Raw genomic sequence first — 13,230 nt, forward strand, 5'->3', positions numbered from 1 at the left:
GGGCGATCATCAGCCAGCACCAACGTGCCTGGTTCAACGCGCACCTCGGCCGGTGGCATGCAGAAAGGCGTTGGCGGCACGGGTCGCGCTTCGGGCCGCGTCGGCAGGCGGGATCCCTTCGGTCAACATCCGGTCGATCTCCGGCTGCACCAGATCCAACGCGATCTCGACGAAATCAGGCGTACTCGGAGTCGGCTCCGCGCTTTCCAGCGCCCGATCGACGGCGGCCCGGTTCAGCGGCCGGTTGCGCGCGCCTGCGGTTTCTTGGGCGACCGAGCGCCGGATGGCGAGGTAGCCGTGGTCGACGTGAACCCGGATGCTCTCTTTGGAGCTCATAAACTTAAGGAATCGCCAGGCGGCTTCCCTCTCCGGCGAGTCTTTCGAGATTCCCAGCGCGGTAAGCGAGATCTCCCCTCCGCGGCGGCCGGACGGACCTTTCGGAAGCGCCTCGATATCCCAATCGAGAGACGGGATCTGGCGGTAGGTCGACCAAAGGCCGACGTGCCCGCCGTAATCCATCGCGAGCTTGTCGCTCGCAAAACCGGTGGACGGCCCCTCGCCGGGAGGCGGCGCGAACTTTAGCTTGCCGATGGTGTCGCGATAGAAAGTGAGACCGCGGATCGCCTCCGGCGTATCCAGAGTGCAACGACTCATTGCCGGGTCGAACAGGTCGCCGCCCGCGCCGTGGACCAACGTAAGCCACTCGCCCCACCATCCAGTGGTGACATTGCTCCCCCAGGTCCCGTTTCGGGTCAGCCGCTTGGCGGCCCCGGCGTAGTCGTCCCAGGTCCAGTCGGCCCTCGGGTACGGTTCGTGGGCCGCGTCGAACAGACGCCGGTTGTAGTAGAGCAAAGAAACGTTGAACCACTGCGGGAGGAAGTAGATGTGCCCGCCCGGCTGCATCGCCCTTTGAACCGCCGGGTAGAAGTCGCCAAGGTCCACCTCCTTCGCGTCCCGCTTCGCCAAGTCGGAGAGGTCCGATAGAAACGGCTTCAGGTAGGCGAAGAAGACGTCGCCGCAGATGAAAACGTCGGGCGGTTCGCCGGCGGCGACGAGGGTCTTCAGCTTCGTCTGGTATTGCGACCCGGGCACGGCCCGGATGTCGATATGGACGTCTTTATTCTCCTGCTCGAACCGCCGAACCAGGTCCTCGATCATGGGCCGGTTCACGTCGGTTGGATAGAGCCAGACGACGGTGTGCCGTCCGAGCGGGTCGACCGGGCGTTCGAGCTTACAGCCAGCCGCGAGGATCGCAACGGCGGCGACCCAAAAGCCGCGCATCTACCGTCCCTCCAGCACCAAGGTTCGCGAATTCTTATCGAAGCCGGTCGGCCGCGTGTAGCGCGCTCCGCCAATGTACGCCTGGCGCTTAAAAGTGCCGTCCACGAGCAGCGGCTGACAACCGATCTTCGCCCCAGCTTTGACAAGCTGGTTCAAGGGCATCCGCACGCCGCTGGCGCGGTACAGATCGGTCCACGCGATCTTGCCGAAAATGATCCGGTTCGACGCGCTCGCCGTACCGTTCGTGGTCGTTTCGATCCCGGTCAGATCGGGTGAGAACGCGAGGTTCTTCAAGCGGCGCGAGCTCCACCCCACCGTGACTTCCGGAACGTTCGCGACGGCGATTTTCTCGCGGCCAAAGTCGAGGCTCAGTACGACATCTTCGAAATCCCACCAATGACGGCGGAGCTCCGCCACGTTGGGAGCCTCGATCGTCGCCGTCGAGGGGGCTCGCTGATCGAGCCGGAAGTGCAGGTACCTCTTGTCCCACGCAAAGCGGAGCTCGGCCCGCATTTTGCTCCCCTCGCCCCCGCTCAGCTCGACGCCTTGGCTCCGGTTCCAAGGGATCGTGCCGTCCCGACCGACTTGCGGGACCCGCACTAGGACGCTCAGGTCGCGCCGCGCTCTTTCCACTCGGGGCGGAAGCGGAACCCGACCGTTGTTGTAGTCGATCGGAACCCCTGCGATGAGGGAGCGGTTCCGGTCGAAGCTCAGCCTCCCGGTTGCCGGCACGCGAACGACCTGGACGGATTGCTTGGCCGAGAGGTGCAAGCGATAGGCGCCCTTGACCGGAGTCGCGGCCAGGAAGCGGTTCGAGACCGCGTCGTACAAGCGAACGGGAGTCGGCCCAAGTTCCAGCCGAATCGACTTTGCGCTCTCGTACGGATTCCAATAGAGATCCGTAGGATATCCCTTCACGGGCAGAAAATCGGTCGCCCGCAAGTCGATGCGCAGGATCATCGGCACCGACGTGGGATGGACCAGCGCGGCGAGAAGTCCAACATATCCTCCGCCGTAGATCCCAAAATCCGTTTTCCCCCACCCGCTCCGCTTCGAGTCGCCGGTCGCATAGGGCGACTTCCCTTCCCAGGTACGCCGCAACCCTTCGTACGCGATTCCACCTTGGGGATCGCCGGTCCAATCGGCACTTGACTGCAGGGAGCCGGGCAGCGAGTCTCGGTAGAAGAGGCGCGAAGCGTTAGACAGATTCAGGATCCACTTGGCCAGCGCCGCCGAAAAGCGATCGTCGTACCGCGCCACCGGCGCGAGGGTCGCCGCGTTCAGGAACGTGTTCATCGCGAATGCGTAACCTCCTCCGTCGTTGGTGGAGCCCATGAGGCCGCCGACATCGTAGCCGCCCCACCGGCCGGCGATCATCCCCCAGCCGGTGCGGTTAGGCGAGGTCGGATCGAAGCACCAGTCCACCCACCGCGGCACATCCCACCGCTCTCCTTTCTCCGCGTTGAGGTAGGCGCCGGCGAGCGCGCCGTAGGCAGTGAGAACTTCGTAGGTCGGGTTCGTTTCCCGTATTTGCAGGGCGTTCAACGCCTTGCGAGCCGCCGTCAGGTACTTCGCCTGGCCTCCCCGCAACCCCTGGAAAAGCTCTAGGTAAGCCACCGCCGCCGCAGCATCCGGCTCTTTCCACTGCCCGTTGTCCACCGGCCGGCGAGCCGCGAAATCGTAGGAAGTGTGGTCGAAGTCGGCATGGAGCGCCGCGATGCCTCCTACCCAAGCATCGGCGATCCCCCTCGATATCTCGCCGCCCCGATGCCAAGCCGGGTAGCGCGAAGCGAGCTGGGTGAAAACGACGCTCGGCAGGAGCTCGTACCAAAAAGTGCTTCCGGATTTACCGCCGACGTTGTTCAAAACCGTCTCTTCGGACGGATTCAGATATTGGGGAGTCAGCTCGACCCAAGACCGCTTGTCGATCCCAATCGCCGTCGCCCCAAGCAGCGAGCCGAGGGCGGCGATCGCCTCCGCCGGCTTCCCGCGCATCTCTTCCTTCCCCACGTACGAGGGCATTCCGAAGCCGGGAACGGTGAGATTCGGTACGCCGGGCACACGCCACACAAGCGGCAGGTAGGGCCCCTTGGAGTTAAGGTCGAAGACGAGCCGGTCGAACGCGGACGCGGTCCGCCGCCAGTCTCGGAGGATGTAGGGCGTCGGTCGGTCCGGTAAGAGATCTACCCGCGGGATCGACGACTGCCCCCCTCCGCCAACCGCGGCGAGAAGGCATAGAACCGCCGGACTAGGCAACGACTCTCGCCTCGAGCTCGTCCACCAGATTCTGGAATCGAATGCGGGCGGCGAGGATGAAGGAGTCTCCCCCTCCGTAAACGACGTAAAGCCAGCCGTCGTGGACGTAAGACCCGCAGGCAAATACCACGTTCGCCACGCTGTCCGGAAACGGTCCATTCACCTCGAAGTCGGTTTCCGGACGCATTACGTCGTCCATCCGCGCCGCCACCAGCGTCTCCGGGCGCCCAGGGTCCCAGCGGTTGAAATCGTAAAGGAAGGCGTCGAGCACGTACTTCCTCTGCTCTCCCTTCAAATAGTTGCCCGTATGCTCGATCGACACGTACCGACCCTCGCCGATCTTGATCGGCACCGAACCCGCGCCGGACCAGCTTTTGAGATACCCACCGACCGCCATCGCCCGATGAACCTGGCCCAGGTCGGTGTATGGCCCCTCGGGAGCGGCGGCGGTGGCGATATTCACCCCCCAGGTGCCGATGTCGCCGGTCATCGGCCGGTGCAGGAGCATCACCTTGCCATCGATCCGATCGGGGAAAAGCACCCCGTCCTTGTTGCTGATCGTTTCGTTGCCGAAGGCGGCGACGCCGCACTTCTCCCAATGGACGAGATCGGTCGACTTCGCCAGGCTCACCGAACCGAGCCAAGCGCCGGTAGACGAAAGCTGTCCGACCGGCATCACGCCGCAATAGACCATCCACCAAGCGTCGTCGAGGAAGGTAATGCGAGGGTCCTCGGCCCCGAGATGATCGTAATCGCACTCGGATCCGCCTGGCTTAAGCACCGGCTCGGCAAAGCGCCGAATCGGCGTCAGGTCCGGTTCATGTACCGAAACGCCTACGAAGGAACGGGTCCAAGGGAGGCCAGGATCGGTTGCCGGCCGAGCGCGGTAATGGAGCGCGACGACTCCTGCCGGATACTTCGCCTCCGCTCCTTCCCCAAGCAGGGCATGGATCGCGGGAAGGTTCTCCGCCGTTGAGGGCAGATAGACGGCGGCGGTGTTGAACGTCACGCCGGACTCCCACCAATTTTCGGTTGGCGAGATCAAGGGTTGGCCCCCGAAGAGGCGCTGAAAAGGCAGGTCGAACGGCATGGTAGGAGCGCGGAGAGAAAACGGGAGTTACCGGCAAGGGGCGGCGGTCGACTCGCGCACGACGAGGTGGGTGGCGAGGCGATCGATATGGGGCACTTCCTGCCCGGAGACGATCTCTCTCAGCCGCTGAATGGCTCGGTAGCCGAGGAGCGGAATCGGTTGCGCGACCGCAGTCAGCGAAGGGTGCATCTGCCCCGCCGCCGGCGGGTCGTCGAAGGTGACCACCGAAATCTGTTCCGGAACCGACAAACCTAGATCCCGCAACCGGCCGAGTACGGCCAAGGTCATCATAAAGTCGCACGAGACGACGGCGGTCGGATAGTGGTCCGGCCGCAGCCACTGGCCAAGACGCTCTCGGAAGAGAGCGGGGTTCCGCTCGTGAGCAAGGCAGATCCACTCGGGTCGTACGGCGATACCGCGGCGTCCGGTCGTTTCCAGAAAAGCCTTCAGCCGCTCGAAGTGGTCGGGCACGGTGGCGGTGAGGCCGACGAACCCGATGTCTCGATGGCCAAGCTCGTAAAGATGTTCGACCGCCGCCTCCGCGCCCGATGCGTTATTTGAGGAGATCGACGGTACCGGACTCTCGTCTAGCACACCCGGCACAAGCACGACGGGGACCCCCGCCGCGTGGATACCCTCGATGATCGTGGCGTCCGCGTAGTCGGGGCGCACCACCAACAGCCCTTGAGCCCCCTTCCCTTGCACGAGCTCCGTCCAAGTGTGGAGCGGGGCCGAGCGGAAGTGGACCTCGAGCATGTACTCGGCGCAAGCTTCGCGGATACCCCGGAACAGCAGATCGAGGTAATCCCCGCCTTGCCGCTCCTGGTCCTCCGGCCAGTTCCACAGCACGCCGATCGTGCTTACCACGTCCCGAGCGGCACTCTTGCCGAGGACGAGGGTGCGTCGCCCGCTTCCGCTCTCGATGAGCCCCCGGCGGGAGAGCTCGGCGAGCGCCTTGTCGACGGTAGCTCGGGCAACATCGTACTGTTTAGCAAGGTCGGCCCGGGTGGGCAAGACGTCTCCCGGGCTTAGGTCGGCCCGACCGATCTGCTCCTCGATATCCGTGAGGATTCGTTGGAACGGAGTTTCGCGCCGGTCGCCATTCGTGTTACGCATCGGAATCTGGCCTTTTCTAAGGGGTCTTCATAGGGGATACCCCCTTCGGGAGGAAACGGGATGCGTCGGGCTTCGGAGCCGCCGCTTCCCCGCCGGCGCCCTTCATAAAAAGAGCGCCGATAACGAGGACCACAACGACGACGATCGCCACGATCGCGGGAGTCGGTACGTTGAGTTTCATAGCTGACGGGCCTAGTTGACGTCCTTAGTGTCGTCTGCGGGCGTCGCCGAGTTGCTTACCTTGCCCGACGCATCCGGCATTCGCAGGAACCAGTCGAGGTCCATGCCGACCTTTCCGTCGCCCGACTTCCAGCCGATGTCCCCCGCGTATTGAAGGGCACGGAAGCCGAATCCCTTGACCTTCTTCGCATGGCCGTCCATGAAGACCGCGTTGAGCGCCATCTTGGTCGAGATGTCCGACGGCGTGTACTGGCCCCAAATGTGAACGTTGGGGTCCGTGCTCCAACTGGCGTACTCGTAGTTCACGAACGTGTTTGCGGGGTTCGCCGCCATGGTGTCGGTGATCGGGCCACCGGCGAAGTCGGGGCGCGCCGCGCCGCCGAACGCCTTGCGGTACATGTACTGCACGCCGTTCTTCACCTTGGAGTTGAAGTCGTCGGCCATCGCCGCGAGCACCGGGTCGCTCGGCTTGCCGCCGCACCAACCCCAGCTCCCTTCGCCCAGCCAGAACGGCTTTACGGAAGCGGGAACCGAGTAGATGTCTCCGTTCTTGGTGTACGGATAGACCTTGTAAGCCCAGCCGCCGGCCGCGGTCATCCACTCCATGTTCGGGATGCATCCGCTTCCCAGATTGGGGTCGGAGCCGTAGGTGGGATACGCGTCGTCGTTGTCGCCGACGTAAACCTTAAAAGCGGTTCCGACCTGTTTCAGGTTGGAAAGAGAGGCGATGTTCTTGGCGGCGAGCTTGGCCTGCGCGAAGACGGGGAATAGGATCGCCGCGAGGATTGCGATGATCGCAATCACGACGAGAAGTTCGATGAGGGTAAAGGCCTTACGATTCATGGTTCGCTCCGTTGCAAATAGATATCCCCATGCTGCGTTGCCATGGTGGAGTGTCCCTTCTAAGCGGTAAACAGGACTGAGAGCATTCTACGACAAAAACCAAACCTTGCCAACAAAAGACTGAAAATAGTTCGAAATGCATAGGCATTCTAAAACTTGCCCATAATCGGATGTGAGCACGCCCTGGCAGATCGGCCCCTTTACGAAACTGGACGAGTCAAATCCGGTGCTGGGACCCTCCGCCGAGTCGAAGTGGACCTGCCCGCTCGCGGGCTCAATCGCCTGGGAAGAAAAGGACGTCTTCAATCCCGCCGCCGTCGCGCGGGATGGCGCCATCCACCTCTTGTATCGGTCGGAAGACACGGTCGGCAAACACCTCGGGACCTCTCGCATCGGCCTTGCGGTAAGTGACGACGGCCTCGCCTTTCGGCGTGAAGCGGAGCCCGTTCTCTTCCCTGCCAACGACGCCCTCCGGGGGTACGAATGGGAGGGCGGATGCGAAGACCCGCGGGTTTGTGGCACGGAAGACGGCGGCTACCTGATGACTTACACCGCCTACGACGGGGTGAAGGCGCGCCTCTGCGTCGCCACGTCGTCCGACCTCCGAACCTGGACCAAACACGGCCTCGCCTTCCCCGAGATGCCGGACCTCTGGAGCAAATCCGGAGCGATCGTCTGCCGGGTCGACGGCGAGCGGCTCGTCGCGACCCAGTTGCGCGGACAGTACTGGATGTACTGGGGCGAGTCGTATATCTTCGCCGCGACTTCGGACGACTTGATTCATTGGCGGCCGGTCGTACATCCCACGCAGGCCGCCCGCTCCGATCAGGCCGGAATGCCGAGCGCACCCGACATCGCGGCTCGTTGGAGCCCCGCCGAAGTCGGCGTCACCGCTTCCGACCGCGAGGCGCTCGTCGCTGTCATCCGCCCTCGGACCGGCCGTTTCGATTCCGTCCTGGTCGAGCCCGGCCCGCCGGCGGTGATCACCGAGCACGGGATCGTCCTCATGTACCACGGCAAAAACGACGGTTCGACTTACTCGGTAGGCCAGCTGCTCCTCGACCCGCTAGATCCGACGGCCGTTCTTGCCCGGACGGCCGAGCCGTTCCTATTTCCAGAGCGCCAGTACGAGGTCACCGGGCAGGTCGGCAACGTCTGTTTCGCGGAGGGGCTGGTCCCGTTCGGGGACCGGTGGCTCTTGTATTACGGCACCGCCGATTCGAAAATCGCGGTCGCTTCAGCTCCTCGCCTTTCTTAGAAAATTGCAAGTTTTCTGATTAGGTTAACGATGGCTACCGCGTTAATCGGGCGTTGACATCGCGATTCGAAGCTCAACGGGGAGACTTCATATGAAAAAAGCATTCACCCTGATCGAGCTTCTAGTCGTCATTGCAATCATCGCCATTTTGGCCGCCATCCTGTTCCCTGTCTTTGCCCAAGCCAAGCAAGCAGCCAAGCAGATCTCCGACCTCAGCAACGCCAAGCAGATCGGCACGGCGTTCCACATGTACGCCGGCGATTACGACGATTCGACGCCCACCGTCTCCAAGGCGAAACAGCCGGGCCTCGATGGCTTACCGACCAGCAGCTACACGTCTTGGTACAACGACCTTTATCCCTACGTGAAGAGCTGGAACCTCTTCCTTTCGCCTGGCCGGCTCGACAAATTCACTCAGGCGAGCGATCCGTTCAAGTGCTACGACGATATCAACCCGACCGGCACGTGCCTGGGATATGGCTACAACGACGGACTCGTCAGCGACAGCGGTTACGGGCTTCTTCAGACCCAAACCGTCGATGCGAACGGCAAGACGCTCCGCGCGGGGCGCAATTTGAGCCAGGTTCAAGAGCCCGCCAACCTCGTGGCGTTCGGTTCCAGCAACGACAATCCCGGCTACTCGGTGGGACTCGATAACATTCTCTCCCGTTACCCGGACAAGGTGAGCTCGGCCCGGCTTCGATTCTCCGGCCGTTTCAGCTTCGGATACACCGATGGACATGCGAAGTCGCTACTGGTTAAGTCGGCGGAATACAACGGCTACGGACTGGTGATGCGTCCGGCAAATCAACTCGACGCCGCCAAGTGGTGCTTCGACCCAAGCTTCGTTCCCGACGCCGCCTATGCCGGCAACTCCTTCCCGGGCGACTATCCGCTCCAGAGCGGTAGCGAGACGTGCGCGGATGCGGTCAAGGACATCTACGCCAACACCGTCATCAACCCCTAAGCGGGTCTCGATGGGCAGCGATTTAGCATCGCTGCCCGAATGTTTCGGCCTCAAACCACCATGAATAGAACTAAGTCTTTCGCCATCGGCGTGGCGGCCATACTGGTCGCGATGTCTGCCATTGGATGCGGCGGTCCCATCGAACGTTCCGATCCGAACAATAACTTCGCGGCCGACCGTGAGAAGCGGCGGGCGAACAAAGTCGCGTCCGCGAACTCGACCAGTCGCCCGGTTGGGCAGTAGGCAGGGTAATACGGTTTAGATAGGGATGACCGAACGGTTTCTTACTCGGGCGGGCCGCCCGAGATACCCACGGGCGAGCCGCCCGTGCCACCTTATCTGGCTGGCGGGGACGCCGACGCTACTTGTTGGTGGCTAGCGAATAGCTGAACTCGTCCGCTTTCTCGAAGACTCCCTGGTTCCCCTCAGCCTTGAAGGTGATGGTGACCTTGTCCCCGTCAACGTCGACAAGGCAGTAACCGAGCTTTTGCTCGACGTGGGCGATCCGGGAAAGGGACCACTCTTGATCGGTGGTTGTCAGCGTTTTCCCTTTTACGAACGGGGCGCCGGCGGTGCCGATGACGAACTGATGGATCGCCCGATCTTCGGGCCAGCCCGGCAGCTTTGCGGCGAGGTGGTCGTACAAGTGATCGTGACCGAAGAAGACCGTGCGCGCGCCGGCGTCGGCCAAGGATTTGATCAGCGAGTCTCGCGCGGCCGGAACCGTCCACATGCCGTCGGTGTGGTTCCCCGAGAAGAACGCCATTTTGTGGGCGAAGGCGAAGACGTGCGGCGGATGCGGCGCTTTCAGGGTCTTGTCCAACCACTCCTGGTTCACACCCAGCTCTTTCTGCTGAAACTGATCGAGAGAGAGGAAGAGGACATTTTTGAGCGGGTAGGCATAGGTCATCCCTTCCTCGCCGGCGGGACCGTCGTTCGGGTTGCTGTAAGGTCCGCTCAGCGCCTTTCGCCAAACGTCGGCCGGGTGGGGGCAATGCATCTCATGGTTCCCGCGGGCGGCCAGCACCTTGATACCGGCGTCGTACACCGGCTTCATCGTCTTGAGCCAAGTGTCGAACTGCGAGCTCTCCGTCTCGTCGGTATCCGCGCCGCCAACCAAGTCTCCATTTACGAGCAGCACATCCGGCTTCTCGTCGAGGATCGCCTTAACGAGCCGGCCGAGGCCGGTCACGTTCACTCCATTTTCGTCCATGCCGGGGCGGGGAGAGTTCGTATTCCACCGGTCATCGCCGGTCACCACGAACCGGACGTGGTCCGCAGCCGGACGGAGAGGAGTAGCCGCTAGGCATAGCGCGACGAGCACGTAAGACATTCCACGAATATACGTCCCCCCCGGCGCGTTTACCCGTTAAGGATCGGATAAGAGCGATCCTTGAACCACTCGGGGCCGGTTGCCGTCGCAAATACAAGCCATGGAAGTCTCACCGCGTACACTTGCGATCGTTGCCGGAGTCGCCGCCGCCTTATCCGGCCTCGCCTACATCTTCGGCCATCGGACGGGCAGCCGGCGAGAGCAGCGGCTGAACCTCGCTCGATACCGAAACCGGAACCGGGTGCTCATCCTGTTCGCTCCGAACCGGAACGACTCGCGCTATCAGCGTCAGCTTCGGGAGATCGCCGGGCAGATGGAGGCGTTTCGGGATCGCGACATCGCCGAGCTGCACGTCCTTAGCAGCGGGCCGGGTGGAACGGTAAAGCCGAGCGACGCTTCCCTGCTTCGCACCCTGTTCAACGTCCGTCGCGGACAGTTCCGGGTTGTGCTTCTCGGCAAAGATGGGGCCACGGCGCTGGACGAATCCTCCTCGGTTTCCGCCTCGCAGATCTTCGACCTGGTCGACGAGATGCCGATGCGTCAGCAAGAGCTTCGCCGCCAGGGCGTTTCCGTTCGATAGCCCCATTCCCGTTCTCGCGAAAATCCGCTTATAGTACGGGCATGATTCCGAACGGGCTCTTGCTTGGGATCGGCCTGATTCTCCTCGTCGTTTTGGTCGCCGCCGGAATGGCCCGGGCGGCGATAAAGAGCACCGCCGCCTGGCGACGCACCCATGCCGACCGCCCCGAGGAGCGAGACCTCGCCCGCTTCGGCTACGCGCAGCAGCTTCTGCGCGACATGGGCGGCTTCTCTAACTTCGCCATCTCGTTCTCGGTCATCTCCGTCCTCACCGGCGGGATCACGCTTTACGGTTATGGACTGACGAATGCCGGTCCGGCGGTGATGGGATTAGGCTGGCCGCTGGTCACGTTCTTCGTCCTTTTCGTGGCGGCGTCGATGGCCGAGCTCGCGTCGGCGATCCCCACCGCAGGAGCGCTGTACCATTGGTCTTCGCTACTGGGCGGCTCTGGTTGGGGCTGGTTTACCGCGTTTTTGAACCTAATCGGCTTGGTGGCCACCATTGCCGGAATCGACTATGGCTGTGCGCAGTTTCTAACCCCATTGTTGGGACTGAACGACAAGAACGCTTGGATCGTACTTGCCGTCTGCGGCGCGATCCTCCTAATGCATGCCGCCCTCAACCATCGCGGCATCCGCCTGGTCGCCCGGCTCAACGACCTCAGCGCGGGTTATCACATCGTCGGTGTCCTGGCGATCGTCATTGCGCTCGCCATCTTCGGGCCTAAACAGCCGATTGAGTACATGTTCACCAAGACTTACTCGACCTTGGCCGGGCATCCCTACAGCTACGCGTTCTTGGTCGCCCTTCTCCAGGCTCAGTGGACCTACACCGGCTACGATGCCAGCGCCCACACCAGCGAAGAAACGCGACACGCCCGTTTGCACGCCCCTTGGGGCGTCTACTTATCGGTCGCCGTGTCGGCGGTCGCCGGCTTTGCGATGCTGGCCATGGTCACGTTGGCGATAAAAGACTTACCCGCGGCTGCCGGCGACTCGAATCCGTTTGTCTACATCGTCAAAGGCGCCCTTGGAGGGGTGGCGGGAAGCGCGTGCCTGTGGCTGGTGACCATCGCGATGTGGTTCTGCGGTCTCGCCTGTGTGACCTCGACCTCACGTATGATCTTCGCCTTTGCCCGCGACGGCGGGTTGCCTGGATCTAAGAAGCTTCGCACCGTAGATCGGCACGGATCTCCATCGGCGGCGGTTTGGTTGGCGTCCATTCTGGCTTTCGCCCTTCCCGCGCTGATCACGGCGCTCGTGGCGCTCAACCCGAAGGGAGACAAGAATCCTCACGGCCTCGACTTCGCCGCGCTCTATCCGGCGGTCACCGGCATCGGCGTCATCGGTCTTTACCTTTCCTACGGGTTACCGGTGATCCTACGGCTACGCGCGATGCGATCCGGCCGATGGGCACAAATCGGAGATGGACCCTGGAGCCTCGGACGATGGAGTCAACCAGTCGCCATCGTCGCGATCGCCTGGATTGCGTTCATCACAGTCCTATTTGTGCTGCCCCCCAACGAGCTCTCCGGCTACATCTTCGCCGGCTGCATGGCGGCGGCGGTGGTCTGGTACCTGGCAAGCGTTCGTGGCCGTTTCACCGGCCCCGAGGTGGAGGAGCCGGCGGGCTCCTCGATCGTCGAGGACCCGGTCGCGGTGTAAGGCGCTGGGTATGTGAACTGTGGCGTGTGGACTGATGGGACACATGAGACCCATCAGTCTCGTTAGTCCCATTGTCTCATTGGCAAAAGCGAGCCTTGCCTTCGGAATCATCGGCGGGGCGCCGACGCTACGGGTGGACTTACCTCAAATATTGACTTGCCTGCTCCAAGTGATACAGGTCATGCCCTAGCAGCATCGTGACCTGGTCGCGGATGGTCAAGGGACCGCGTTGTGGGTGGAGGAACGACTTCGACCACTCTTCCTCCGACAATCCGTTCAAGAAGTCCATGGTGTCGCGGCGACGATTTTCGAAGACGTCGAGCTCGTGCTGAAGATCGCGGGTCGAGTAATGCTTTTCGACCGCCCGTTCCCCTTCGTCGTACACCACCACCGTGCTGCCAGGCGCTTCGTGGGCAAGCCGCATCCGGTCGAGGAAAAGGTCCTCCCAATCCGCCAAGTGGGCCACCATCTCCGTCAGCGTGAACCGATCCGGCTCCAGTGCTTCGGCGTATCGGTCGGCATGGACGCAGTCGATAAGGCGGCGGAGAGTCGTGGGGGTGAGCTCGATGGCGAGGGTGTACGGAACCATGTCTCTACCGTGCCAGGTTTTGGGCCGACGGCGCAAGGGGTCACGCCGTAGATCGGAGACAGGTAGTCTTGCC

The 13,230-nt window shown here is 62.6% G+C and carries 13 protein-coding genes; 5 read left to right on the forward strand and 8 right to left on the reverse strand.

Annotated features, from left to right (window positions below):
• Positions 1 to 33 precede the first annotated feature (33 nt).
• Genes OP10G_RS22420 through OP10G_RS25390 form a run of 6 tightly spaced genes read right to left on the reverse strand, consistent with a single transcriptional unit; the run spans position 34 to position 6,766 of the window.
• On the reverse strand, positions 34 to 1,281 hold the full coding sequence (locus OP10G_RS22420) for an ABC transporter substrate-binding protein (RefSeq protein ID WP_025228192.1): 1,248 nt from the start codon (positions 1,279 to 1,281) through the stop codon (positions 34 to 36).
• A complete protein-coding gene (locus OP10G_RS22425) occupies positions 1,282 to 3,537 on the reverse strand; it encodes a hypothetical protein (protein ID WP_025228191.1) in 2,256 nt (751 codons plus the stop codon).
• Entirely contained in the window at positions 3,530 to 4,627 is a 1,098-nt protein-coding gene (locus tag OP10G_RS22430; protein WP_025228190.1) for a glycoside hydrolase family 130 protein, read from the reverse strand. The genes OP10G_RS22425 and OP10G_RS22430 overlap by 8 nt, the downstream gene beginning before the upstream one ends.
• A gap of 27 nt (positions 4,628 to 4,654) precedes the next feature.
• Positions 4,655 to 5,743 carry a LacI family DNA-binding transcriptional regulator gene (locus tag OP10G_RS22435; RefSeq protein ID WP_025228189.1) on the reverse strand — a complete coding sequence of 363 codons (1,089 nt, stop codon included), beginning with the start codon at positions 5,741 to 5,743 and terminating at the stop codon, positions 4,655 to 4,657.
• Positions 5,744 to 5,759: 16 nt separating this feature from the next.
• Positions 5,760 to 5,924, reverse strand: a complete 165-nt coding sequence (locus OP10G_RS27085) for a hypothetical protein (protein WP_158409339.1) — start codon at positions 5,922 to 5,924, stop codon at positions 5,760 to 5,762.
• A gap of 11 nt (positions 5,925 to 5,935) precedes the next feature.
• A complete protein-coding gene (locus tag OP10G_RS25390) occupies positions 5,936 to 6,766 on the reverse strand; it encodes a prepilin-type N-terminal cleavage/methylation domain-containing protein (RefSeq protein WP_025228188.1) in 831 nt (276 codons plus the stop codon).
• Positions 6,767 to 6,938: 172 nt separating this feature from the next.
• Here OP10G_RS25390 and OP10G_RS22445 point away from each other — a divergent pair, with 172 nt between their 5' ends.
• The 3 genes from OP10G_RS22445 to OP10G_RS22455 all read left to right on the forward strand — a co-directional run bounded on the left by OP10G_RS22445 (position 6,939) and on the right by OP10G_RS22455 (position 9,234).
• Positions 6,939 to 8,024: a glycoside hydrolase family 130 protein gene (locus tag OP10G_RS22445; protein ID WP_025228187.1), complete on the forward strand. Its 1,086-nt coding sequence runs from the start codon at positions 6,939 to 6,941 to the stop codon at positions 8,022 to 8,024.
• Between the two features lie 91 nt (positions 8,025 to 8,115).
• Positions 8,116 to 8,991: a prepilin-type N-terminal cleavage/methylation domain-containing protein gene (locus tag OP10G_RS25395; protein ID WP_025228186.1), complete on the forward strand. Its 876-nt coding sequence runs from the start codon at positions 8,116 to 8,118 to the stop codon at positions 8,989 to 8,991.
• 60 nt (positions 8,992 to 9,051) lie between these two features.
• Entirely contained in the window at positions 9,052 to 9,234 is a 183-nt protein-coding gene (locus OP10G_RS22455; protein ID WP_144241319.1) for a hypothetical protein, read from the forward strand.
• Positions 9,235 to 9,352: 118 nt separating this feature from the next.
• On the opposite strand, the gene OP10G_RS22460 is transcribed toward OP10G_RS22455, so the two are convergent.
• Complete coding sequence (locus OP10G_RS22460; RefSeq protein ID WP_025228184.1) at positions 9,353 to 10,324, reverse strand: metallophosphoesterase family protein; 972 nt, start codon at positions 10,322 to 10,324, stop codon at positions 9,353 to 9,355.
• 100 nt (positions 10,325 to 10,424) lie between these two features.
• Between OP10G_RS22460 and OP10G_RS25400 the strand changes: the two genes are divergently transcribed.
• On the forward strand, positions 10,425 to 10,904 hold the full coding sequence (locus tag OP10G_RS25400) for a DUF4174 domain-containing protein (protein WP_025228183.1): 480 nt from the start codon (positions 10,425 to 10,427) through the stop codon (positions 10,902 to 10,904).
• A 41-nt stretch (positions 10,905 to 10,945) separates the two neighbouring features.
• Positions 10,946 to 12,568: an amino acid permease gene (locus OP10G_RS22470; protein ID WP_025228182.1), complete on the forward strand. Its 1,623-nt coding sequence runs from the start codon at positions 10,946 to 10,948 to the stop codon at positions 12,566 to 12,568.
• A gap of 139 nt (positions 12,569 to 12,707) precedes the next feature.
• On the opposite strand, the gene OP10G_RS22475 is transcribed toward OP10G_RS22470, so the two are convergent.
• On the reverse strand, positions 12,708 to 13,157 hold the full coding sequence (locus tag OP10G_RS22475; protein WP_025228181.1) for a DinB family protein: 450 nt from the start codon (positions 13,155 to 13,157) through the stop codon (positions 12,708 to 12,710).
• Between the last annotated feature and the right edge of the window lie 73 nt (positions 13,158 to 13,230).

The organism is Fimbriimonas ginsengisoli Gsoil 348 (assembly GCF_000724625.1).
Taxonomy (GTDB): Bacteria; Armatimonadota; Fimbriimonadia; order Fimbriimonadales; family Fimbriimonadaceae; genus Fimbriimonas; species Fimbriimonas ginsengisoli.